Genomic DNA, 22341 nt, shown 5'->3' on the forward strand with positions numbered 1-22341 from the left:
TCCCGCATGTCGCTACGCTCATGCGGGCTACGATAGCTCGCAATGACGAGGTTGAGGCTGCACGCAAGCCTCCCAGCGTCGTCCTGGCGAAAGCCAGGACCCATTACCCCAGGGAGTAGTTTGGCGAAGACTGGTCGTTCGGGACTGACACCACGCGTACCCGATAGACCTCGCGGTATGGGTCCTGGCTTTCGCCAGGACGACGGCGAGAATGTTGCGCCACCCTCCCGCCTAAAACAAATTCCCCTGATCCACCGGCTTGCCCACGCGCTTTGGCGCGGGCTTCGCCTCCTGCGCCGCTGCCTTGGCTTGTGATGGCGCGCGCTTTGCCGTCGGTGCTGCACGATCCGCATCCGCCGTTGCACCCACGCGTCCATCCGCAAACTCGATCTCGACCCTTGCACCAGGTCCGATCGCGTCGGCCGAATGCAGGGGATGGCCGGCCTCGTCGCGCACCAGCGCGAAGCCGCGCGCGAGCACGCCGCGATAGGACAAGGCGGAGAGCAGCTTGCCGCTGTTCTCGACGCGGGCATCCAGCCGCTGCAACAGCGTCACCAGCGCGCGGCCCGCACGCTCGGCAAGGCGATGCGTGCGCTCGCGCTGGCGGTGAATCGCGTTGCGCTGCGCCTGCGCATTGGAAAGCTTGGAGGCGCGCAAGCGCACCTCCAGCCCGGCAAAGCGGTCGCGTCGTCGCCGCAGCAGCGAGCGTGCGGACAGGCCGAGCCGCTCGCCGCACACGGTGAGGCGATGATCGGCCTGCGCGATCTGCCCGTGCAGCACCCGCAGCGTCAGCTTGGCGCCTGCGGCGGTGAACCTGCGGAAATGCGCATGGGTGTTGGCCTTGAGGCAGCGGGGCAGGGACGCACCGGCCGAATCCAGCCGCTGCCGCGGGATCGCCAGCAGATCGCCGGCGGCCGGCAGCGCGCGCGTGGCCGCACGCAGCTCGCTGCGGCGGCTCTCCTGGCCGCGTTGCCAGCAGGACCGGGTGCGGCGCCCGAGATCGCCGACCTCGACAAACAGATCGCTGCGCACCGGCACCGCCATCTCGGCCGCCGCCGTCGGCGTCGGCGCGCGCTTGTCGGCGACGAAATCGATGAGCGTGATGTCGGTCTCATGCCCCACCGCCGAGATCAGCGGGATCATGCTCTCGGCCGCGGCACGGACCACGATCTCCTCGTTGAACGACCACAAATCCTCCAGCGAGCCGCCGCCGCGCGCGACGATCAGCACGTCGGGGCGCGGAATCTTGCCGCCCTCCGGCAGCGCATTGAAGCCGCGGATCGCGGCCGCGACCTGCTCGGCCGAGCCTTCGCCCTGAACTTTCACCGGCCACACCAGCACGTGGCGGGGAAAGCGGTCCTCCAGCCGATGCAGGATGTCGCGGATCACGGCGCCGGTCGGCGAGGTCACGACGCCGATCACCTCCGGCAGCCACGGCAAAAGCTGCTTGCGGGCCTCGTCGAACAGGCCTTCGGCGGCGAGCTTCCGCTTGCGCTCCTCCATCAGCGCCATCAGCGCGCCGATGCCGGCCGGCTCCAGCGCCTCGATCACGATCTGGTATTTCGAGGAGCCCGGATAGGTCGTGAGCTTGCCGGTGGCGATGACCTCGAGCCCCTCCTGGGGCTTGAAGCGCATGCGGCCGTGCACGCCCTTCCAGATCACCGCCTCGATCTTGGCGCTCTCGTCCTTGAGCGCGAAATAGCAATGACCGGAGGAATGAGCGCCGCGGAAGCCCGAGATCTCGCCGCGGACCCGGACATGGCCATAGGTGTCCTCGACCGTCCGTTTCAGGGACTGCGAGAGCTCGGAAACGGTGAATTCGGGTGTGTTGAGCAGGGGTTCCGCAGACGGCATCGGCAAACGATTCGGCATGTTGGGATCAGACACGACGTTAAGGATTTTTGCAGCGCGGCGCCAATCCGGGGATTGACCAGGAGAGTACTCTGTCTTATAGAGTTCTCTATATTAATCAGTTTGAGGGGAGTGGATCATGGCAATTCGAATGCTGCGCGGCGTTTTGAGCGGACTGAAATGGGCCCTGTGTGCGGTGGGCGGCGTGGCGCTGGTCCTGGCCGCCATGATCGCAACGCCGCTGGAGCGACCACCGGAGATGCGATCGGTCTCCGACTCCGCCAAGGGCATCGACTGGACCACCCTCCCGCCCCTCGAGCGCTTCCAGGCCCGCGACGGCACCTGGATCGGCTTCCGCCACTACGCTGCCAGCGGCGCTGCGACTGGCCGTGGCGCGATCTTCATCCACGGCTCGTCCGGCTCCAGCGGCACCGTCAATCATGCCCTGACCCATGCCATCGCCGCGCGCGGCGTGGAGACCTGGGCGCTCGACATCCGCGGCCATGGCGGCTCCGGCACGCGCGGCGACATCGGCTATGTCGGCCAGCTCGAAGACGACCTCGTCGACTTCGTCGCTCAAATCCGCAAGACCGCGCCGGAGCTGCCGCTCACCTTGATCGGCCATTCCGCCGGCGCCGGCTTCTCGCTGCGCGTCGCCGCGACGCCGATCATGCAGGACATGTTCGTGCGCACCGTGCTGCTTGCGCCCTATCTCGGTTATGACGCGCCGACCAACAAGCCGCATGCCGGCGGCTGGGCCAATGTCGACCTGCCGCGCTTCTTCGCGCTCGCCACGCTGCGCAAGCTCGGCATCGACTGCTGTTCGCAGCTTCCGGTGCTCGCGCTCGCCGTGCCCGCGACTTCGGCAAAGTATCTCGTCGCCACCTATTCCGATCGCCTGACGCGCAATTTCGCGACGCGCGGCTATCGCATCGATTTTCCGGCGACGACACGCCCGGTCACGATCTTCGGCGGCGCCGAGGACGAGATGATGATCTCGGACAGGTATGCGGAAGTCGTGCAGGCCATCAAACCGTCGGTCGACGTCAAGATCATCGACGGCATCAACCATATGGGCATCGTCACCAGCCCGAAGGCGATCTCGGTCATCGCCGACGACGTGGCAACGCGCGGGGCAGGGCAGTCATGATCGCCCCGTTGATGGTAAGGCAATCGCAGCTGAGCCTCATCCTGAGGAGACCGCGCAGCGGTCGTCTCGAAGGACGAGGCGCTTGCTCAGCTGTCACCGAACGCGCGGCCATCCTTCGAGACGCCCGCCTGCGGCGGGCCCTCAGGATGAGGGCGGAGTTTGCGGCAGCCGCTTCAAGGGGGCCTGGTGCAGCCGAGCCTCATCCTGAGGAGACCGCTGCAAGCGGTCGTCTCGAAGGACGAGGCGCTTGCTCAGGTGTCACCGAGCGTCATACGAGATAGCCCAGGGACAGAAAGGGACGACATGATCGACAGCAAGGAAGCCTCCGCGGCGCTGGCCGATATCGACGACATCGTCCAGCGCGTGAAGCAATCGCAGCTCTATGAGCTGGCGAGCTTTGCTGCCGTCTGGTGGGGCGCCTTGGTGTTCGCGGCCAATCTCGTGACCTGGCTTTGGCCGGTCTATGCGGTCTATGCCTGGGTTGCCGCGGACACGTTGGGCGCCGGCGGTCTGGTGGCGCTGCGCATCTTCAATCCGCCGCATCACTCGCATGGCGCCGGCTTCAACGTCAGACTGCTTCTGGTCTTCGTGCTGTTCTTCGCCTTCGGTTATCTCTGCACCAATTTGCTCGGTCATTTCGGCCCGCGCCAGCTCGGCACGTTCTGGCCGCTCTACTTCATGCTGTTCTATTCGCTGGCGGGTCTCTGGTTCGGCTATGCCTTCATGGCGATCGGCCTCGGCATCTCCGCGCTGACGCTGATCGGTTATTTCTACATCGGCGAGGCGTTTCCGCTCTGGATGGCCTTCGTCAATGGCGGAGGCCTGATCCTCGGCGGCCTCTGGATGCGGCGGATCTGATGGCCGAGCTCGACGACATCATCCACCAGCCGTTGCGGCTGAAGATCATGGCAGCGCTGAACGCGCTGCCGGCCACCGGCGGCCTGGAGTTTTCCCGGCTTAAAAAGCTCACCGGCGCGACCGACGGCAATCTCGGTGCGCATATCGAGACGCTGGCCAAGGCGGGCTACGTGTCGGTGGAGAAGGCGTTCGTCGGGAAGAAGCCGCAGACAACGGTCACCGCGACGGCCGCCGGCCGCGGGGCGTTCGCGCGGCATGTTGCGACGCTGCAGGAGATCATAGCGGGGAAGCAGGTTTAGCCTCTACCGTCACTCCCCGCCGTCATCCCGGACAGCTGCTTCACCCTCTCCCCTTGTGGGAGAGGTGAATTCGCTGAAGGCGAAGCCGGGTGAGGGTTCCTACTTTGCGATCAAAGGCGTGAGTGGAGAAGAACAACTCATCCGGCGCCTCGCGCCACCTTCACCCAAGGGGAGAGCCGAAGGACGCGGTTGTTTGCGATTAGGTCTGAAGGTACGATCCGCGATCAGTGCGCATCCCGTTTCAAAGCAGATTTTCGGTATGGCGATTTCCCTTGAAGAAGTTAGACGGAGAATATTGATCGCCCTGTTTTCGGATGACGAACTCATGGACTCGCTTGTTTTGAAGGGTGGGAACGCACTCGCCTTAATCTACAAAGTTGGCTCTAGAGCGTCGCTAGACATGGACTTCTCTGTTCAATCCGCTTTCTCCGATGTCCAAAAAACCGGAGTGCGTATCTTTGAGAGTCTAAAACGCGAGTTTGGGGGGATTGGTTATGTTGTTTTTGACGAAAAATTCGAGGTAAAGCCTTCGAATCGTCGTCCACAATTACCGGATTGGTGGGGAGGATACATCGTCGAGTTTAAGCTGGCAGAACGCGCGCTTTATGAGGAGCTCCACGACGATATCGAGGGCCTACGCAGGCGATCTGAGGTGCTGGGTCCGCTTCACAAGAGAAAATACACGATAGATATCAGTCAGAATGAATTTTGCGCGGGAAAGGTCGAACGACAAATCGATGACTATCTGATTTACGTTTATTCATTGGAGATGATTGCCGCAGAAAAGATGCGAGCAATCTGTCAGCAAATGCCCGAGTATGAGTTTGGAAACAAAACTCCCAGAGCCCGCGATTTTTATGACATCCGTCAGATAGTGACACAAAATGGTATCGACCTCACTACGGAAGAAAATCTGAGGATCCTATCGGCTATCTTCGCAGCAAAGCAGGTGCCTTTGGACTTTTTGGATGAAATCTATAAGCATCGAGAATACCACGCATTAGATTGGCCGTCGGTTGAGGCCTCTATTGCGGGTAAATCGGAAGACTTCGACAGTCATTTCGATTTTGTCGTTCAGCTGGCCTCAGCCATTCAAGCCGCTAGGATAAAATAATCGCCACTTGCTTGAGTATTCCGGCTTGATCATTCCGTGGGTCAAATAGAAATCGTGCGCCAGACCAATTTTATGAAACATAGAGCAGCGCTTATCGTCGTATCCAGCGCGTTCCATCAAGAAGCCGACGGCTTGATGATACGGGTACACATAGTCTAGCTTCTTTAGCGTGGCGAGTAGTCTATTTGTGGATACGCGGTCTTTCGCTGCTCGATACGCCGCTAACACCTGAAATATTCCTCCGGCATAAGTCGGCCGTACCGCGATATCGATCAGTGTACGCTCTAAGTTTGTAGCTCGAAGTTTTTCTTCCGTGGGGCCGGTTAGTTCTTCGACCCCGAGCGCACCTGTGTTTTTTCCATTGATAATCGTTACGGACCAATCGTCGCCGTCGAACTTATAGGTCATATTTGATTGTCGTTGCTTTCGCGAAAACGCTTGGTCAATCCCGCGCTGAGTTAGTGGGCCGCGAGGCGCAGGTTTTGGGCTTTGCTCAACGTTAAGGTAGAGAACTTGTGGGATGAGATCAGTCAACCCGTGGAGGGCGACAGCTGTCGAGTGGGTCAGATAACCTCGCGGCTGAATTGACTGAGCTAATTCGTAAGGGGAAGCAGTTCCCCACGTGTAGCGGGTGATAGTTCTGTTGTATTGTTCCACGTAGAAGTTGTGCGCCTTCAGCTTCTCTTGCTGTTCAAGGAAAGCGATAAACGGACCGGCTGTTGTCCGTTCCGTCAGCCGCCAGAATGCTCGCTGCTCATTGAGTATTTGCGCGAGTTGCGCAGAAGAATACACCTTCTGATTAGATGCTTCGAAGAGCGCGAAGATGTCATTTTTTGCGATAGTGAGGCGGGAGGGCCGGGCCATAAAGGCACCCTATTAGATGGCGTTCCGAGTGGTATATATACCACTCGGAACAGCACTAAACTAGACCTCAGGAAATTCTTAAGCAATGACGGGCGACCGGACGCCGTCTACGGTATATATACCGTAGACGGCACCAGCTAGGCCAGCTTTGAGAGATTAAGGGGCAGCTGTATTAAATGTGCGTATCGCCAGGTATATATACCTGGCGATACTGCATCTTAATGACGCTCTCCATCGGAGCTTTGATGGTAGGTTCTGATGGACGACGACGCTTGTTTCTTTCGGAAGTTCAATGAAATGACTACCTGGCTTCTCCTGCAAGGATGGGTCAAGGTCGCCTGCCAAATAGCTCGCCCCTCAAGTCAAAGATGGGTTTTGTGCCTTGCCTCTCGGTAGCGCGCGGCCAACGACCTTCCCGGGTGAGTCGTAGAGTGCACTGTGTGCCGGGGCCGCACCCGTCATCAGATAGCGCGCCAGCACTGAGAAAAATTTTGATTACTGGTCGCGCACAGAGCGCGGCCTGTCGGCAAACCCGCGCTCCGCGGACGTGGGCGCTACGTCACTGGTCTCGACCGGATGTCCGAATACATCGCCCGCACGCAGGCAACGCAGGTCGAAGATTTCATTCCCAGTCCTTCCTTGTGGAGCGAATAGCGCCCGGCGCAACGTCGTTGCAATTTCAGATCAGCGTGCAGGCGCGTGAGATTAGCATCGGACGAGGCTCGTGATTGATCTCGTATTCAACCGTGGGCTCCGGCTCTCCGGATTGGCGGGAAAGGAAGCAACACCCCTTGAGCCCCACCCCGATTCATGCGACCTCCGCCCCCAGCCAAACCCCTCATTTCGAGCCTTCGATGCACATTCTCCTGCTTGGTTCCGGCGGTCGCGAACATGCCTTGGCGTGGAAGATCGCAGCCTCTCCCCTGGTGACCAGATTCTGGTGCGCGCCGGGCAATGCCGGGATCGCGCGTGAGGCGGAATGCGTGGCGCTGGACGTCGCCGACCATGCCGCCGTGATCGACTTCTGCAAGGCGAATGCGGTCGAGCTCGTGGTGGTCGGTCCGGAGACGCCGCTGGCGGCCGGTATCGTCGATGACCTCACCGCCGCCGGCATCAAGGCATTCGGGCCGGACAGGATCCCGGCCCAGCTCGAAAGCTCGAAGGGCTTTACCAAGGCGCTGTGCACCGAATTCGGCATTCCGACCGGCGCCTACAAGCGCTTCACCAACGCTGCCGATGCGCGTGCTTACGTCCAGAGCCAGGGCGCGCCGATCGTGGTCAAGGCCGACGGCCTTGCCGCCGGCAAGGGCGTCGTCGTCGCCAAGTCGGTGCGCGAGGCGGAGGACGCCATCGCCATGATGTTCGAGGGCGGCTTTGGCGAGGCCGGCGCCGAAGTCGTGATCGAGGAGTTTCTGCCGGGCCGCGAGATCAGCTTCTTCGCGCTGTGCGACGGCGAGACCGCCATTCCGCTGGCGTCCGCGCAGGACCACAAGCGCGTGTTCGACCATGACGTCGGTCCGAACACCGGCGGCATGGGCGCCTATTCGCCGACGCCGCTGGTCACGCCGGCGATCCATGACGCGATCATGGCCAAGATCATCCTGCCGACGGTATCAGGCATGAAGCAGCGCGGCACGCCGTTTCGCGGCATCCTCTACGCCGGCATCATGCTGACGACGCAAGGGCCAAAACTGTTCGAGTTCAACGTGCGCTTCGGCGATCCCGAATGCCAGGTGCTGATGCTCAGGATGATGTCGGACATCGTGCCGGCCTTCCTCGCCGCCTGCGACGGGCAGCTCAAGAACTTTGACCTCCGCTGGCATCCGGAGGCCGCGCTCACGGTGGTGATGGCGGCGAAGGGATATCCCGGCGACTATCAGAAGGGCACGCGGATCGAGGGGCTCGACGACGCCTCAGAGGTCGAGACCGCCGAGATCTTCCACGCCGGCACGGTCGAGAAGGACGGCGCCATCCTCGCCAATGGCGGTCGCGTGCTCAATGTCTGCGCGCTCGGCAAGACCGTGACGGAAGCGCAAGCCCGCGCTTACCAGGCCGTCGACCGCCTCAATTGGCCGGAAGGTTTTTGCCGCCGCGACATCGGCTGGCAGGCGGTGGACGCCGAGAAGTCCAAGAGCTGACAGGCTTTTTTCGCACCCGCGCGCAATGTGCAGCCGCGCTGTCGGCACTCCGAAATTGTGTAGGCCGCTGTTGGACTTAGCTACTGTGCATGGGGTTGTTTTTCGACTTTTTGTTTTGGGGCATGCTCAAGACCGAGCAGATCCCACGCTGACAGATAAGGATGCACAAGATGTCCGATCTCGCCGACCTCTATCCCGGCTTCGCCTCGGAATGGATCAACACCTCCTTCGGCCGCATCTTCGCCCGCGTCGGCGGCAAGGGCCCGCCGCTGCTGCTGCTGCACGGCTTCTCCGAGACCAACGTGATGTGGCACCGCGTCGCGCCGCAGCTGGCCGATGCCTTCACGCTGATCATCGCCGATCTGCCCGGCTATGGCTGGTCCGACATGCCCGAGAGCGACGCGCTGCACATGCCCTACAGCAAGCGCGCGATGGCCAAGGCCATGGTGGAGGCGATGGAGCGTCTCGGCCATGTGCACTTCGCGCTCGCCGGCCACGATCGCGGCGGCCGCGTCTCCTATCGGCTGGCGCTCGATCATCCCGGCCGGCTGTCGAAGCTTGCGGTGCTCGATATCCTGCCGACCTATAATTACTGGGAGCGGATGAACCGCGCCTACGCGCTGAAGATCTATCACTGGACTTTTCTGGCGCAGCCCGCGCCGTTGCCGGAGACGCTGATCTCGAGCAACGGCGAGTTCTTCCTGCGCTTCAAGATGGCGAGCCAGACCCGGTCGAAGACGCTGGACGCCATCGACGAGCGCGCGCTCGAACACTACATCGCCCCGTTCCGCGATCCCGCCCGCGTGCACGCGATGTGCGAGGACTACCGCGCCGGTGCCTATTTCGATTACGATCTCGACAAGGCCGATTTCGAGGCCGGCAAGAAGATCACCATTCCCATGCTGGCGCTGTGGGGCAATGCCGGCGTGGCGCAAGCCGCCGCCACCCCGCTCGACATCTGGAAGCAATGGGCGACCAACGTCGAAGGCCAGCCGGTGGATTCCGGGCACTTCCTCACCGAGGAAAATCCCGACATCACCGCGAAGGCGTTGCGCGAGTTCTTTGCCGCGCCTTAGCGCCGCTCCCGAAAGAAGTCCTTGAGCAGCCGCGCCGACTCGCTTTCGCCAACCCCGGAATAGACATCCGGGACGTGATGGCAGGTCGGCGAGGTGAAGAACCGCACGCCTGATTCAACCGCGCCGCCCTTGGCGTCGGCGGCGCCGTAATACAGGCGCCTCACCCTTGCAAACGAGATCGCGCCCGCACACATGGTGCAGGGCTCCAGCGTCACGTAGAGGTCGCAGTCGACCAGGCGCTCGCTGCCGATCTTTTTGGCCGCCTCGCGCAGCGCAACGATCTCGGCATGAGCCGTGGGGTCGTAATCGGTCAACGTCCGGTTCGCCGCGGTGGCGATGACCTCGTAATTGCGGACCACGACGCATCCGATCGGAACTTCGCCCGCCTTTCCGGCGTTTTCGGCCGTTTTGAGCGCCAAATCCATGAAAGAGGGGGCTTTCAAGCCTCGTATCATCGCGAGAAACCTGCTAGTAGCTGCGCCTTCAGCAGAAGTGCTTACCGATTTTGCCTGAGCATGCGGCTCGAGACGAGCGCGCACAATGCTTTCTGGCCACCCCCTGAGTGAGATTATTCATGCCTCGCGACAGCGACAAAGACAACGATTCCCGCGGCCGGCGTGATCGCGGCCCGGCCAAGGGAGGCCCGGCCAAGGGCCGCTCCGGCAAGCCCCGCGGGCCCGACAAGAAGTTCGCCAAGCGCGGCCCTCCCGGGGACAAGGGCGACGCCCGTCCGCCCCGCGGCGACCGCGACAGCCGTCCCTTCCGCCGCCGCGAGGAGGGCGATGCCCCGCGCCGCGACTTCAGCGACCGTCCGAAGTTCAATCGCCAAGACCGGCCGCGCGAAGACCGGCCGCGGGGCGAGGATCGTGGCGAGCGCAGCTTCAAGCCGCGCGGCGATCGGCCCTTCAAGCCGCGTGAAGACCGTCCGTTTTCCGATCGTCCGTCGCGCGACGGCGAGAAGCGCCCGTTCAAGCCCCGTGGCGACCGCCCATTTTCTGATCGCCCCTCGCGCGACGGCGACAAGCGGCCGTTCAAGCCGCGCGGTGATCGCCCGTCCTATGGGCGTGATGACCGTCCGCCGCGCAGGGATCGCGACGAGTCCCGTCCGGCCGGCCGAACCGGTGACGCGAAGTTTGGCGACAAGCGACCTTACGCGCCGCGTGGCGACCGTCCGGAACGCAAGTTCGACGGAGAGCGGAAGTTTTCGCGCGGGGCACCGGACCGCAATCGCAGCGAGCGCAGCGATTCGAAACCCTGGCAGAAGCGCGATGCGGCTCCGCGCGGCGACCGGCCGCCGCGCAAGGACTTCAGCAAGGGTCCGCGCAAGGATTTCGGCGGCAGCGACCGCGGTCAGGACAAGCCCTGGCAGAAGCGCGACGATCGGCAAGGCGGCGGCGACGACCGTCCGCGCTTTTCGCGTTCGCGCGACGATCGTCCATCGGGTGATCGTCCGTTCCGCGAGCGGCCCAAATTCGATCGGCCCAAATTCGATCGTCCTAAGTTCGATCGTCCGCGCGATGATCGCCCAAAGTTCGATCGCGGCGGTGATCGTCCCAAATTCGATCGTCCGCGCGAGCGCTCCGAGGGCCGTTCCGACTGGCATGAGCATCCCCGCAGCGAAGCGCGTTCCGGCGATCGTCCACGCCGCGAAAACGAGGACGAGAGCAGGATCTTCGAGAAACGTCCCGCCTTCGGCGGCCGCGGCGCCTATCGCGAGCGCGATCGTGATTCCGAGCGGCGACCGCGCCGCGAGGAAGAGGTCAAGCCGAAGAAAGCCGGTGAGCGTATCGCCAAGGTACTGTCGCGTGCGGGCCTCGCCTCGCGCCGCGACGCCGAGGAGATGGTCACGCAGGGCCGCGTCAGCGTCAACGGCCGGGTGATCAACTCGCCTGCGCTCGACATCACCTCGAACGATGTCGTCACCATCGACGGCAAGCCGTTGCCGGAGCGCGAGCGCACGCGGCTGTTCCTCTATCACAAGCCGCGCGGCCTGATGACGACGCATGACGATCCCGAGGGACGTCCGACCGTGTTCGACAATTTGCCCGAAGGTCTGCCGCGGCTGATCTCGATCGGCCGGCTCGACTTCAACACCGAGGGCCTGCTGCTGCTCACCAATGATGGCGGGCTCGCGCGCACGCTCGAGCTGCCGGACACCGGCTGGCTGCGCCGCTACCGTGTCCGCGCCCATGGCGACGTCACGCAGGCGCAGCTCGACGAGCTGAAGAACGGCGTCGAGATCGAGGGCATCAAATACGGTCCGATCGACGCCACGCTGGAGCGTGACCAGGGCGCCAATGTCTGGCTGGTGTTCGCGATCCGCGAGGGCAAGAACCGCGAAGTGCGCAACGTCTGCGCCCATCTCGGGCTCGAGGTGAACCGGCTGATCCGGGTGTCCTACGGCCCGTTCCAGCTCGGCGAGGTCCCCGAGGGCCAGGTCGAGGAGATCAAGTCCCGCGTGCTGCGCGACCAGCTCGGCGAAAAGATCATCGAGAAATCGGGCGCCCAGTTCGACGTGCCGCAGAAATCTGCCTCGCATGAGGGCGACGACGCACCGCGCGAGAAGAAGCCGGCGACCAAGCGCGGCGTGATCAACGACCGCAAGGGCCGCCGCGTGCTGGTGCAACGCACCGGCAGCGAGGAAGCGCGCGAGCGCAACGAGGCTGAGGCGAGCGGCTACGGCCCGCCGCGCCGTCCCAAGCGCGGCTATCACGGCAAGCGCGATCTGGCGCCGAAGGAGGACTGACGTTGCGCGTCGTCGGCGGTCGCTTGAAGGGGCGCAATCTGGCCTCACCGTCCTCGCGCGACATCCGCCCCACGGCGGACCGCCTGCGCGAGTCCGTGTTCAACATCCTCGTGCACGCCTATGACGATCCGATTTTGGATGCGCGCGTGCTCGATCTCTTTGCCGGCACCGGTGCGCTGGGCATCGAGGCGTCGTCACGCGGCGCGAAGTTCACGCTGTTCGTCGACAACGGCGCGGAAGCGCGCGCCCTGCTGCGGAATAATGTCGAGACGCTGGGCCTGGGCGGCGTGACAAAGGTCTATCGCCGCGATGCGACCGATCTCGGCCCTGCGCATCCGGTCGAGCCGTTCTCGCTGGTGTTTCTCGATCCGCCCTATGGCAAGGGGTTTGCGGAGAAGGCGCTTGCGAGCTTGCGCGACGGCGGCTGGCTCACGCCGGGCGCGCTGCTCGTCGTGGAAGAGGCAAAGGCTGCGCAATTCGTCACGCCGGAAGGCTTCGAGGAACTGGAGCGGCGCGCTTATGACGACACGGAGTTCGTGTTTTTGAGGCGGCCGTAATTTCGAAAATTACCTTCGCCCGAACAGCTTCTCGACATCCGACAGCTTCAGCTCGACATAGGTCGGGCGGCCGTGATTGCACTGGCCGGAGTTCGGGGTGTCCTCCATCTCGCGGAGCAGGGCGTTCATCTCTTCCGGCCGCAGCCTGCGGCCGGCGCGCACTGAGCCGTGGCAGGCCATGGTGGCGGCGACGTGCATCAGGCGGCGCTCCAGCGGCAGCGCCTCGTCCCACTCGGCCATGTGCTCGGAAAGATCGCGCAAGAGCCCGCCCGCGTCGGCCTTGCCGAGCAGCGACGGCGTCTCGCGCACAGCAACCGCGCCGGGGCCGAAGGATTCGATCGCGAGACCGAACGACCCCAGCTCTTCGCTGCGCTCGAGCAGGCGCTCCACCGTGGCCTCGTCCATCTCGACGATCTCGGGGATCAGCAGGATCTGCCGCTGCACGCCGTTCTCCGCCAGCGAGGCTTTCAGCCGCTCGTAGACGATGCGTTCATGTGCGGCGTGCTGGTCGACGATGATCAGGCCGTCGCGGGTCTGCGAGACGATATAGGTCTCGTGGATCTGGGTGCGCGCAGCGCCCAGCGGGCGGTCGACCAGGTCACTGACCGGTTGGGATTCGATCCGCACGTCCGCGCTGGGTGCGCCGACGTCGAACGCTGCCTGCGCGCGCTCGGCGAAGGCGGGCGCGGCCGCACCGTCGAATGACGGCATCGGCGCGGCCGGGGCCGAGGGCGAGGCGCGCCAGTCCCAGCTCGCTGGGCGCGGCGGCGTGAAGGCGGGCCGGAACGAGGACAGCGCGCTTTCGCCGCTGTTGGCCGCCGTACGCCGGCCCTCCCGTGCAAGCCCTTCCTTCAATCCGTGCACGATCAGCGCGCGGACGAGGCCGGCGTTGCGAAACCGCACCTCGGTCTTGGCCGGATGCACGTTGGCGTCGACCTCGCGCGGATCGAGCGTGACGAACAGCGCCAGCACCGGATGGCGGTCGCGCGGCAGATAGTCGGCATAGGCCCCGCGCACTGCCCCTAGGATCAGCTTGTCGCGCACCGGGCGGCCGTTGACGAAGAGATATTGCCCGAGCGCGTTGGCTTTAGTCAGCGCCGGCGCTGCGGCATAGCCGGCGACCACCACGCCCTCGCGCTCGGCGTGGACCTCGATGGCATGGCTGCGGAACTCCGCCCCCAGGATGTCGCCGAGACGCGTCAGGCGACCGGCGATGCCGGGCAGCGCCGCAGCCCAGGTCACCGGCGCGCGCTCTTCGCCCGCGAGCGTGAAGGCGATTTCCGGCCGCGCCATCGCGAGGCGCCGCACCACCTCACGGATCGCTTCCGCCTCGGTCCGGTCGGTCTTCAAGAACTTCAGCCGCGCCGGCGTCGCGTAGAAGAGGTCATTGACCTCGACCCGCGTGCCGTGCGCGAGCGCCGCCGGCATGATCTCGGATTTCTCGCCGCCCTCGACATTGAGCGCCCAGGCGTGCGGCTCGCTGGTATGCCGCGTGGTGATGGAGAGCCGCGCCACAGAGCCGATCGAGGGCAGCGCCTCGCCGCGGAATCCGAGCGTGCGGATCTGCAGCAAGTCCTCGTCGTCGAGCTTGGAGGTGGCGTGACGCTCGACCGCCAGTGACAGGTCCCCGGCGGTCATGCCGCCGCCGTCGTCGGTGATGCCGATCCGCCGACGCCCGCCGCCATCGGTGAAGACGTCGATCCGGCTCGCGCCGGCATCGATGGCGTTCTCGACCAGTTCCTTGACCACGCTCGCGGGACGCTCGACCACCTCGCCGGCGGCGATGCGGTTGACGACCTGTTCGGGTAATTGGCGGACGGGCATGAGTTCGATTTTCGGCTTCGATTTTCGGCTTCGATTTTCGGCTTCGATCTGGATTCGCGGAGAACGCTATTCTAGGCCGTGTTGCGTCAAAAGCATGTGTTGGGCAACAGGAACGTGGCGGGCTGGGGAAAAGGGCTGTCTATCGCATTGATGGGATTGGACGTTCGAGAAAATCGCGCAACCGGGATGGATCGATCTCCGGCTGCCGTCCCGATTGTGGGGTACCGGGCTGCGGTGTAGCATCGCGAAAAACGGCAACAGGACGGGAGGACGCCATGTGCCATCTCTTCGCGCATCAGCCCCAACGCGACTACGAATCCCAGACCCGCTCCTTGCGGATCGGTGGGCATTGCACCTCGATCCGTCTGGAAATGGCGTTCTGGGACACGCTGGAGGAGATCGCGGCCAAGGAGAGCATGAGCGTCGGCAAGTTCCTGACGACGCTCTACAACGAGGTGCTCGACCATCACGGCGAGGTCAACAATTTTGCCTCGTTGCTGCGCTGCTCCTGCCTGATCTATCGCTCCCGGAGCTTGGCGCCGGTACGGGATTTCAAGGTCGCCGTCGCACCCATTCTTGATGCGGCTGAATAGCCCCAGCGTCATTGCGAGGAGCTCTTGCGACGAAGCAATCCAGACCGTCACCGCAGAGGGGTTCTGGATTGCTTCGCGTCGCTCGCAATGACGGGGAGGGAACGGTGTGCTCCATTCCGAGCCGATGGACGCCGGGCGTCAGATCTCCTTCTTCTGCATCGCGCCTGCAATGTAGTCCGCCTGCCGGATCGCCAGCGAAACGATGGTCAGCGTCGGATTGCAGGCAGCACCGCTGGTGAATTGGCTGCCGTCGGAGACGAACAGGTTCTTGACGTCGTGGCTCTGGCCGAACTTGTTGACCACGCCGTCTCGCGGCTTCTCGCTCATCCTGTTAGTGCCGAGATTGTGGGTGCTCGGATAGGGCGGTGTCGGATAGCTCACGGTGGCGCCGACGGCGTCGTAGACCGCCGCACCCTGCTTGTACGCGTGCGCGCGCATCGCGAGATCGTTGGGATGATCGTCGAAGTGCACGCTTGCGACCGGCTGGCCGAACTTGTCCTTCACGGTCGGATCGAGCGTGATGCGGTTAGTCTCCTGCGCCATGTCCTCGCCGACCAGCCACATGCCGGCCATCCTGGGATAACCGTCGAGCGCGGCGGTGAACGGGCGTCCCCAGGCGCCGGGGTTGAGGAACGCCGCCATGAAGGGCAGTCCGAGCGACAGCGTCTCCATCTCGTAGCCGCCGACGAAGCCGCGCTTCGGATTGTTGGCGGCCTCGTCGCGGATGATGCCGGCCATGGTGGTGCCGCGATACATGTGCACCGACTTCTCGAACACGGCATAGATGCTGCCGGTCATGTGGCGCATGTAATTGCGGCCGACCTGACCGCTTGAGTTGCCGAGGCCGTCGGGGAACATCGTGGATGCGCTGTTCAACAGCAGCCGCGGGCTTTCGATCGAATTGCCGGCCACAGCAACGATGCGGGCCTTCTGGCGCTGCATCGCGCCAGTCTCGTCGGCGTACACCACGCCGGTGACCTTGCCGCCTGCGTCATGCTCGATCTTGACCGCCATGCTCGCGGGGCGGACCTCGAGATTGCCGGTCGCCTCGCCCTTGGGTATCTCGGTGTAGAGTGTCGACCATTTCGCGCCGGACTTGCAGCCCTGGAAGCAGAAGCCGATCTGCTGACAGGCGCCGCGTCCGTCGCGCGGCTGGCTGTTGATCGCCATGTTGCCGGTGTGCACCGTCTTGTAGCCGAGCTTCTTTGCGCCGGCCTCCATCACTCTGAAGTTATTGTTGCCGGGAAGTCCGGGAATGCCGTTGGTGCGGGTCACGCCCATCTTGTTCTCGGCCTTGGCGTACCACGGCTCCATCTCCGCGAGCGTGACCGGCCAGTCCAGCAGGTTGGCGCCGGGAATGTTGCCGTAGGTGCTCTTCACCTTGAACTCGTGCTCGTCGAACCGCAGCGACGCGCCGGCCCAGTGTGTGGTCGAGCCGCCGACCGCCTTGACGATCCAGGCGGGAAGACCCGAGAAGTCTTTTGCGACGCGCCATGATCCCGATGTGGTGCGCGCATCGGTCCAGGCGAGCTGCGAGAAACTCTCCCACTCGTCATTGACGAAGTCCTGATTCTCGATGCGGGGACCTGCTTCGAGAATCACGACCTTGACGCCCTTCTGTGCGAGCTCGTTGCCCAGCGTGCCGCCGCCGGCACCGGAGCCGACGATCACCACAACGCTGGAATCGTTCAGATCGAATTTTGCCATATGCGTTCTCCTGAACCGTTGGGTGAGCCTTAAGCCTTCGGCAGCCAGTCGATGTCGGCGAAGCCGCGGTTGATGTAGCCGCCGTGTTCGGCCGAGGAGCCCTCGTAGCCGAACCGCGGCCAGACCTCTTTCTGGTTGTAGAGAGAGACGACGAGGTCGCCGCGCACCTTCTGGAAGAAGTCGCTCTGCTCGATCTCCTTCAAGAGCACCACGCGGTCGGCTTCCCAGGGCACTTCGGCATAGGGCGCCTTGTGGCGATCACGCGCGTTCTGATCGAGCCTGGTGATGCCGTCGCTGATCAGCGACTTGACGGACGCGTCCTTCGCCGCCTTGCCGTCCCACGGCTTGATCGCGGTGATGTAGTAGCTGTCGCCGAGGAAATCGTGCGGATAGATATCGCGCGCGACCTTCAGCAGCGTCTTCATCGTCGCGGGCGAAAGTGCGCTTGTCTCGTCGGCCCAGGCGCCCTCGATGCTGACGGCGACGCTGGTCGCGACTGCCACGACCGGGACGGCGGTCGCGGCGCCCTTGAGAAAGACGCGGCGGCTGTGCTTGCTTCGACGGTCGACTTCCCTCATGGCATTCCTCCTTCGATTTTTGTGATTTGAATTTTGTGGTCGATCAGTTGAAACGTCCGCCGCGCTGGATCACCTCGATCTTGTAGCCGTCGGGATCACTCACGAAGAAGAAGCGCGCCAGCGTTTTGCCGTCGTGCTTGAAGTCACGCAGCGGGCCCGGTGCGAGCTTCTCGCGCTCGAAACGGGCGTGTTCGGCATCGAGATCCTCCACCACCACGGCGAGATGTCCGTAGCCGTCGCCGAGCGCATACGGCTCCTTGCGATCGAAATTGACCGTCAGCTCCAACTCGAAGGGTGAGGAGGGGTGACGCAGATAGATCAAGGCAAAGTCTGCGAACTTCAGACGGTCGGTGACTTCCAGGCCAAAGGCCCGTCTGTAGAAGTCGAGCGAGCGCGCCTCGTCGAGTGCGCGGATCATGGAATGGACCGGCTTTGCCATTCAGTTCTGCTCCCTAAGAAAGGCGATGATGGCGGCGCGCGTCTCCGGCTTCGCCTGCCGGTAGACCATGACCACGCCGGGAATCACGGTTTGCGGATCGGTCAGCCAGGCGTCGAGCTTCGTCTCGTCCCAAGCGAAGGCTGCTTGTGCGAGGGGCTCTGAATAGTGAAAGCCTTCGACCTTGCCGGCGGGCCGCCCGACGATCCCGACCAGCGGCGGACCCTGCCGCACCGGTTCTGACAGGTTCGTGGTGTGGCACACCGCGCATTGCTGCTTGAACAGTGTTGCGCCATCCGGCGGCTTTGCAGCCGGCAAGGGCATCTGCGCCTCGGCCACCCGCACCACCAGCACCATCGCGGTGCACCATCCCAGCACGATCGCGCGCATCGTCAAAAGTCCGCCCATCCACGTCAATTCAGCGTGCGCAAATTCTAGGCGCGGCAAAACATGCGGTGGTAGTAGCGGGCTGTTTCGCTGCGTGCGGAGATGCGGGCGGGGTGCGTTGTTCCGCGCTGCCGCATATGCGGAGGACAATTCCGCGAAACCGCCGTCAATTCCCTAAACGATCACCACACGAGGCAGATTGCATCGCGGTCGCGCCGTTCGAGCTCGTAACGCGATGGACTGGTTTGACTCTGGCGGACGGCGCATCAAGCCGCCGAACCGATCATCGCGAAAATCCAGGAGAAATGGATGAAGTTGGTGAAGACCTCTGCAATCGCATGCGCCGTCTCGGCTCTCATTGTCACACCGGTTCTCGCGCAAGGTACGTCGTCTGGCGCGAGGCCTAGCGGCACCGTGCAAAGCAAACCCATGCAAGGCAGCACAATGGGCAGCGGCGACGAAGAGATGAGCGCCCAGCCGGGCGCAGCGGGCGAGACGACGGGCATGAAGCCGACGAAGGGCACCAGGGGCACGGTTGGCACCACGGGCAGTGCTGCACACAAAGGGACCCCCGACGAGTCCGCGACAGGCGGTGCAGCCACGGGCAAGCGCTATTAGCCAATGGAGTGAAACGGCAGAACTCCGGTCGCCCTGCGGCCGGAGTTCTTTTGTTGTGTCTGCTAGTCGTCGAAATCGCGCCCGCGCTTCGACTTGATGTCGCTGCGGCGCTTCTTGCCCTCGAGCCGGCGCTGCTTGGAGCCAAAGGTCGGCTTTGTCGCGCGCCGGGGCTTCGGCCGGATCATGGCTTCGCCGAGCATTTCCGTAAGGCGATCGATGGCGTCCTGGCGGTTGCGCTCCTGGGTGCGGAAGCGTTGGGCCTGGATCACGATCACGCCGTCCTTGGTCATGCGCTGCCCTGCGAGCCGGGCCAGGCGCAACGCGGCATCCTCCGGCAGCGTCAGTTTACGGGTGTCGAAGCGCAATTGCGCCGAGGTCGCGACCTTGTTGACGTTCTGCCCGCCCGGGCCGGAGGCGCGGACAAAGCCGATCTCGATGTCGTCCTCGTCGATGACGAGATCGCGGGATATCCGCAGCATGGTGGCACCATTCGTGATGCCCGGACATATCCCGGACGCCTAGGTTCGGCAATGGCGCCCGAAATGCAAATGGCCGGGCGAGCCCGGCCATTTCAGGAAGCGTATGGAAGACGTCAGTTCGACTTCGTCGCCGGTGCGGCTGCCGGTTGCGCCGTCGCCTGCGGGGCGCGGCCGACGACGACGGTCAGGAGGCCCTGGCCCCAGAGGCGCTTTGCGGCCGCCTTGGCGTCGTCCATGGTGACCGCATCGACGACGGCGTTGCGCTTCTCGATATAGTCGATCGGCAGCTTGTCCTGTTGATATTGCAGCAGCGCCTGCGCGAGCTTCGAGGAGGTGTCGAGCGCCAGCATCTGCGAGCCCTTGAGGTAGGACTTGGCCTCGTCGAGCTCCTTCTGCGTCGGGCCTTCCTCGGCGATCCGGCGCACTTCCTTGTCGATGGCGTCGATGGTGTCGCCGGCGCGGTCGGCGCGAGTGCCGGTGTTGCCGATGAAGACCGCCGAATGCTCCATCCAGAGCAGCGATTCGAACACCGAATAGGCCAGCCCGCGCTTCTCACGCACCTCGCGATAAAGCCGCGAGGACAGCCCGCCGCCGCCGAGGATGTGGTTGACGACATAGGCCGCCATGAAGTTCGGATCGCTGCGCTTCACTCCGGGGCCGCCGAAGGTGATCACGGTCTGGGGCACGTCGAGCGTCACGAAGGCGCGTTGCGGCGGCTTGGCGGCCTCGACGTCGGGGACCGGCACGAGGTTGGCCTTGGCGGGCAGGCTGCCAAACGTGTGGTCGAGCAGCTTGCCGAGTGTATCGGGATCCACATCGCCAACCACCGCGATCTTGAGCGTGTCCTTGGCGAGCACGCGGCCGACATAGTCCTTCATGTCGGCAACCGTGATGGTCGGAACGCTCTCGAGGTTGCCGTTGGACTGCCGGCCGTAGGGATGATCGCCGAAGGCAACCTCCAGGAATTTGCGGCTCGCCAGCGAGGTCGGGTTGGTGGTCTCGCGGCGCAGGCCCGAGATCACCTGCGAGCGGATGCGCTCGACATCGGCGGTTTCGAAATGCGGCGAGGTCAGCGCGCTCCGCAGCAGGTCGAAGGCCTCGTCCTTGTTGTCGCGCAGCATGCGCAGGCTGCCGCGGAACGTGTCGCGGGTGGCGGAGAAGGAGAGCTCGATGGCGCGGCGGTCGAGCCGCTCATGGAAGGTCTTGGAATCGAGATCGCCGGAACCTTCGTCGAGGAGATCGCCGACCAGATTGGCGACACCCGACTTGTCCTTGGGATCCTGGGCCGAGCCGCCGGCAAAGGAATATTCCATGGCGATCAGCGGCACGGTCGCATCCTGCACGAACCAGGCCTCGATGCCGCCCGGCGAGGTCAAATGCTGGATCTTTGCCGCCGCCTGCGACGGCGAGACGGTAGCAAGCGCGAGTGCCGCGCCGGTGGCAAAGGAGAACGCAACGCGTCGAAGGAAGGGATAGGTCACGAACGCTTCTCCTCGCGCTTGGCGGCGCCGGTGTCCTTGATCAGATAGCCCGTCACCGAGCGCTTCTTCTCGAGCCATTTCTGCGCGACGGTGCGGACCTGCTCGGCGGTGACCGCGCGGATGCGATCTGGCCAGCTCCGGATATCCTCGATCGACAGGCCCGTGGTCAATGCGCCGCCATACCAGCGCGCCAGCACCGCCTGGTTGTCCTGGGCGTAGATCGCCTCGGCGATGAGCTGGGTCTTGACCCGCTCGAGATCCTCGGCGCGGATCGGATTCTGCGCGACGTCGGCAATGACGCCGTCGACCACCTGCTCGACCTCGGCGAAGCTGACCCCGGATTTGGGCGAAGCCGAGATCGCGAACTGGGTCGGGTCGAGCGAGATGCTCGAATAGCTGGCGCTGGCGGAGACCGCGAGCGGCTTGTCGACCACGAGCGCACGGTAGAGATAGGAATTGCTGCCGCTGCCCATCAGCTGCGCCAGCACGTCGAGGGCCGCGCTTTCGCCGGCCGCAGCCGTGGTCGCCGAGGGCACCAGGTAATAGCGTCGCAAGCCGGGTTGCTCGACGCGCGGATCGGCCAGGGTCACGGTGCGCGGCGCCGCGGGCTCCGGCTCCTGCGGGCGGACGCGGCGCGCCGGGATGGCGGGTTGGGCCGGGATGGAGCCGAAATTGCGCTCGACCAGCGGGCGGATGTCGGCGGGCTCGACGTCGCCGGCGATCACCAGGATCGCGTTGTTCGGCGCATAGAAGCGGCGGTAGAAGGCGAGCGCATCCTCGCGGTCGAGCTTCTCGATCTCCTGGTGCCAGCCGATCACCGGCCGGCCGTAGGGATGGTTGAGATAGAGCGCGGCCATGATCTGCTCGTTCAGCCGCGCGTCCGGATTGTTGGCAACGCGCATGTTGTATTCTTCGAGCACGACGTCGCGCTCGGGCAACACGTTCTCGTCCTTGAGGATCAGGCCGGTCATGCGGTCGGCCTCGAACTCCATCATGGTCGGCAGCTGCTCTTTCGGCACCCGCTGGTAATAGTTGGTGTAGTCGACCGAGGTCGAGGCGTTCTCGTTGCCGCCGACGCGGAGCACGGTCTGGGAGAATTCGCCGACCGGATGCTTCGATGTGCCCTTGAACATCAGGTGCTCGAGGAAGTGCGCGAGCCCGGACTTGCCCGGCGTCTCGTCCGCCGAGCCGACCTTGTACCAGATCATTTCCGTGACGACGGGCGTGCGGTGATCGGGAATCACCACGACCTGCATGCCATTGCCAAGCGTGAAGCTGGCGGGCGGAGCCGATGTCACCGTGGTCTGAGCAAGGGATGCGCCGGCCGTCAGGACACTCGTCGAAAGCAGCGCGGCAAGGAGGCGGGCAGCCGATCGGTAAGAGGACATCATGATCCTTATGAAAGGCCGAGCCCGGACGTCCGGCTCGGAGGCACGGCATGGTACACCGTGCGGCAAACGCTTCGCGTCACGAAGCAGAGAACTCGACTCGGGCGCAAGTTACTGATCAGCAATCAAAGACCGCGTCCAGCGTGCACGAGTCGCCGGCGCAGAACCGCGTCTGTCGGGATGTCGCAAAGGGACAG

21 protein-coding genes are annotated in these 22341 nt (G+C 64.0%); 10 read left to right on the plus strand and 11 right to left on the minus strand.

Annotation, left to right across the window (positions count from 1 at the left end; translation table 11 throughout):
- Positions 1–231: 231 nt before the first annotated feature.
- Positions 232–1872 (minus strand): exodeoxyribonuclease VII large subunit, encoded by a 1641-nt coding sequence (gene xseA / locus ACVIN2_RS25805; RefSeq protein WP_456767714.1) that lies wholly within the window; start codon positions 1870–1872, stop codon positions 232–234.
- A 118-nt stretch (positions 1873–1990) separates the two neighbouring features.
- Between xseA and ACVIN2_RS25810 the strand changes: the two genes are divergently transcribed.
- The 4 genes from ACVIN2_RS25810 (at position 1991) to ACVIN2_RS25825 (ending at position 5272) form a co-directional block, all read left to right on the plus strand.
- Positions 1991–3001: an alpha/beta hydrolase gene (locus tag ACVIN2_RS25810; RefSeq protein WP_456767715.1), complete on the plus strand. Its 1011-nt coding sequence runs from the start codon at positions 1991–1993 to the stop codon at positions 2999–3001.
- A gap of 303 nt (positions 3002–3304) precedes the next feature.
- Complete coding sequence (locus tag ACVIN2_RS25815; protein ID WP_456767716.1) at positions 3305–3859, plus strand: hypothetical protein; 555 nt, start codon at positions 3305–3307, stop codon at positions 3857–3859.
- A complete protein-coding gene (locus tag ACVIN2_RS25820; protein WP_456767717.1) occupies positions 3859–4158 on the plus strand; it encodes a winged helix-turn-helix domain-containing protein in 300 nt (99 codons plus the stop codon). The genes ACVIN2_RS25815 and ACVIN2_RS25820 overlap by 1 nt, the downstream gene beginning before the upstream one ends.
- Before the next feature lie 64 nt (positions 4159–4222).
- Positions 4223–5272 carry a nucleotidyl transferase AbiEii/AbiGii toxin family protein gene (locus tag ACVIN2_RS25825; RefSeq protein WP_456767718.1) on the plus strand — a complete coding sequence of 350 codons (1050 nt, stop codon included), beginning with the start codon at positions 4223–4225 and terminating at the stop codon, positions 5270–5272.
- On the opposite strand, the gene ACVIN2_RS25830 is transcribed toward ACVIN2_RS25825, so the two are convergent.
- The gene (locus tag ACVIN2_RS25830) at positions 5243–6136 is read right to left on the minus strand and encodes a type IV toxin-antitoxin system AbiEi family antitoxin domain-containing protein (protein ID WP_456767719.1); all 894 of its coding nucleotides are present in this window, start codon (positions 6134–6136) and stop codon (positions 5243–5245) included. The two genes, ACVIN2_RS25825 and ACVIN2_RS25830, sit on opposite strands and share 30 nt — an antisense overlap.
- Before the next feature lie 854 nt (positions 6137–6990).
- Here ACVIN2_RS25830 and purD point away from each other — a divergent pair.
- Positions 6991–8274: a phosphoribosylamine--glycine ligase gene (purD, locus tag ACVIN2_RS25835; RefSeq protein WP_456767720.1), complete on the plus strand. Its 1284-nt coding sequence runs from the start codon at positions 6991–6993 to the stop codon at positions 8272–8274.
- A 170-nt stretch (positions 8275–8444) separates the two neighbouring features.
- Positions 8445–9350 carry an alpha/beta fold hydrolase gene (locus ACVIN2_RS25840; protein WP_456767721.1) on the plus strand — a complete coding sequence of 302 codons (906 nt, stop codon included), beginning with the start codon at positions 8445–8447 and terminating at the stop codon, positions 9348–9350.
- Here the strand turns inward: ACVIN2_RS25840 and ACVIN2_RS25845 are convergent.
- On the minus strand, positions 9347–9805 hold the full coding sequence (locus ACVIN2_RS25845; protein WP_456767722.1) for a nucleoside deaminase: 459 nt from the start codon (positions 9803–9805) through the stop codon (positions 9347–9349). The two genes, ACVIN2_RS25840 and ACVIN2_RS25845, sit on opposite strands and share 4 nt — an antisense overlap.
- A gap of 119 nt (positions 9806–9924) precedes the next feature.
- Here ACVIN2_RS25845 and ACVIN2_RS25850 point away from each other — a divergent pair, with 119 nt between their 5' ends.
- Positions 9925–12096 carry a pseudouridine synthase gene (locus ACVIN2_RS25850; RefSeq protein WP_456767723.1) on the plus strand — a complete coding sequence of 724 codons (2172 nt, stop codon included), beginning with the start codon at positions 9925–9927 and terminating at the stop codon, positions 12094–12096.
- A gap of 2 nt (positions 12097–12098) precedes the next feature.
- Positions 12099–12653 (plus strand): 16S rRNA (guanine(966)-N(2))-methyltransferase RsmD, encoded by a 555-nt coding sequence (gene rsmD, locus ACVIN2_RS25855; RefSeq protein WP_456767724.1) that lies wholly within the window; start codon positions 12099–12101, stop codon positions 12651–12653.
- Between the two features lie 9 nt (positions 12654–12662).
- Here rsmD and mutL read toward each other — a convergent pair whose 3' ends face one another.
- Positions 12663–14477 carry a DNA mismatch repair endonuclease MutL gene (gene mutL, locus ACVIN2_RS25860; RefSeq protein ID WP_456767725.1) on the minus strand — a complete coding sequence of 605 codons (1815 nt, stop codon included), beginning with the start codon at positions 14475–14477 and terminating at the stop codon, positions 12663–12665.
- A gap of 275 nt (positions 14478–14752) precedes the next feature.
- Between mutL and ACVIN2_RS25865 the strand changes: the two genes are divergently transcribed.
- A complete protein-coding gene (locus ACVIN2_RS25865; protein WP_456767726.1) occupies positions 14753–15070 on the plus strand; it encodes a ribbon-helix-helix domain-containing protein in 318 nt (105 codons plus the stop codon).
- 138 nt (positions 15071–15208) lie between these two features.
- On the opposite strand, the gene ACVIN2_RS25870 is transcribed toward ACVIN2_RS25865, so the two are convergent.
- The 4 genes from ACVIN2_RS25870 to ACVIN2_RS25885 are packed head-to-tail and all read right to left on the minus strand — an operon-like array spanning position 15209 to position 18181.
- A complete protein-coding gene (locus ACVIN2_RS25870) occupies positions 15209–16777 on the minus strand; it encodes a GMC family oxidoreductase (protein WP_456767727.1) in 1569 nt (522 codons plus the stop codon).
- Positions 16778–16806: 29 nt separating this feature from the next.
- The gene (locus ACVIN2_RS25875) at positions 16807–17355 is read right to left on the minus strand and encodes a gluconate 2-dehydrogenase subunit 3 family protein (RefSeq protein ID WP_456767728.1); all 549 of its coding nucleotides are present in this window, start codon (positions 17353–17355) and stop codon (positions 16807–16809) included.
- A gap of 43 nt (positions 17356–17398) precedes the next feature.
- A complete protein-coding gene (locus ACVIN2_RS25880) occupies positions 17399–17794 on the minus strand; it encodes a VOC family protein (RefSeq protein WP_085350085.1) in 396 nt (131 codons plus the stop codon).
- Positions 17795–18181 carry a c-type cytochrome gene (locus ACVIN2_RS25885; protein ID WP_456769808.1) on the minus strand — a complete coding sequence of 129 codons (387 nt, stop codon included), beginning with the start codon at positions 18179–18181 and terminating at the stop codon, positions 17795–17797. It abuts the gene before it with no gap.
- Between the two features lie 306 nt (positions 18182–18487).
- On the opposite strand from ACVIN2_RS25885, the gene ACVIN2_RS25890 reads away from it, so the two are divergent.
- Positions 18488–18796: a hypothetical protein gene (locus ACVIN2_RS25890; protein WP_456767729.1), complete on the plus strand. Its 309-nt coding sequence runs from the start codon at positions 18488–18490 to the stop codon at positions 18794–18796.
- A 62-nt stretch (positions 18797–18858) separates the two neighbouring features.
- On the opposite strand, the gene arfB is transcribed toward ACVIN2_RS25890, so the two are convergent.
- The 3 genes from arfB to ACVIN2_RS25905 form a co-directional block, all read right to left on the minus strand.
- Positions 18859–19275 (minus strand): alternative ribosome rescue aminoacyl-tRNA hydrolase ArfB, encoded by a 417-nt coding sequence (gene arfB, locus ACVIN2_RS25895; RefSeq protein WP_456767730.1) that lies wholly within the window; start codon positions 19273–19275, stop codon positions 18859–18861.
- 113 nt (positions 19276–19388) lie between these two features.
- Positions 19389–20756 carry a M16 family metallopeptidase gene (locus tag ACVIN2_RS25900; protein WP_456767731.1) on the minus strand — a complete coding sequence of 456 codons (1368 nt, stop codon included), beginning with the start codon at positions 20754–20756 and terminating at the stop codon, positions 19389–19391.
- Positions 20753–22147, minus strand: a complete 1395-nt coding sequence (locus ACVIN2_RS25905) for a M16 family metallopeptidase (RefSeq protein ID WP_456767732.1) — start codon at positions 22145–22147, stop codon at positions 20753–20755. Before ACVIN2_RS25905 ends, ACVIN2_RS25900 begins: the two co-directional genes overlap by 4 nt.
- Between the last annotated feature and the right edge of the window lie 194 nt (positions 22148–22341).

The organism is Bradyrhizobium sp. USDA 3650 (assembly GCF_054057395.1).

Bases quoted from the DNA above. Each gene is read 5' to 3' on its own strand.
- ACVIN2_RS25865 (WP_456767726.1), top strand. From the start codon at position 14,753: ATGTGCCATCTCTTCGCGCATCAGCCCCAACGCGACTACGAATCCCAG.
- ACVIN2_RS25845 (WP_456767722.1), bottom strand. From the start codon at position 9,805: ATGATACGAGGCTTGAAAGCCCCCTCTTTCATGGATTTGGCGCTCAAA.
- ACVIN2_RS25875 (WP_456767728.1), bottom strand. From the start codon at position 17,355: ATGAGGGAAGTCGACCGTCGAAGCAAGCACAGCCGCCGCGTCTTTCTC.
- xseA (WP_456767714.1), bottom strand. From the start codon at position 1,872: ATGCCGAATCGTTTGCCGATGCCGTCTGCGGAACCCCTGCTCAACACA.
- ACVIN2_RS25815 (WP_456767716.1), top strand. From the start codon at position 3,305: ATGATCGACAGCAAGGAAGCCTCCGCGGCGCTGGCCGATATCGACGAC.
- ACVIN2_RS25840 (WP_456767721.1), top strand. From the start codon at position 8,445: ATGTCCGATCTCGCCGACCTCTATCCCGGCTTCGCCTCGGAATGGATC.
- purD (WP_456767720.1), top strand. From the start codon at position 6,991: ATGCACATTCTCCTGCTTGGTTCCGGCGGTCGCGAACATGCCTTGGCG.
- ACVIN2_RS25870 (WP_456767727.1), bottom strand. From the start codon at position 16,777: ATGGCAAAATTCGATCTGAACGATTCCAGCGTTGTGGTGATCGTCGGC.
- ACVIN2_RS25850 (WP_456767723.1), top strand. From the start codon at position 9,925: ATGCCTCGCGACAGCGACAAAGACAACGATTCCCGCGGCCGGCGTGAT.
- ACVIN2_RS25820 (WP_456767717.1), top strand. From the start codon at position 3,859: ATGGCCGAGCTCGACGACATCATCCACCAGCCGTTGCGGCTGAAGATC.
- ACVIN2_RS25885 (WP_456769808.1), bottom strand. From the start codon at position 18,181: ATGCGCGCGATCGTGCTGGGATGGTGCACCGCGATGGTGCTGGTGGTG.
- ACVIN2_RS25890 (WP_456767729.1), top strand. From the start codon at position 18,488: ATGAAGTTGGTGAAGACCTCTGCAATCGCATGCGCCGTCTCGGCTCTC.
- ACVIN2_RS25880 (WP_085350085.1), bottom strand. From the start codon at position 17,794: ATGGCAAAGCCGGTCCATTCCATGATCCGCGCACTCGACGAGGCGCGC.
- mutL (WP_456767725.1), bottom strand. From the start codon at position 14,477: ATGCCCGTCCGCCAATTACCCGAACAGGTCGTCAACCGCATCGCCGCC.
- ACVIN2_RS25830 (WP_456767719.1), bottom strand. From the start codon at position 6,136: ATGGCCCGGCCCTCCCGCCTCACTATCGCAAAAAATGACATCTTCGCG.
- ACVIN2_RS25810 (WP_456767715.1), top strand. From the start codon at position 1,991: ATGGCAATTCGAATGCTGCGCGGCGTTTTGAGCGGACTGAAATGGGCC.
- ACVIN2_RS25905 (WP_456767732.1), bottom strand. From the start codon at position 22,147: ATGATGTCCTCTTACCGATCGGCTGCCCGCCTCCTTGCCGCGCTGCTT.
- arfB (WP_456767730.1), bottom strand. From the start codon at position 19,275: ATGCTGCGGATATCCCGCGATCTCGTCATCGACGAGGACGACATCGAG.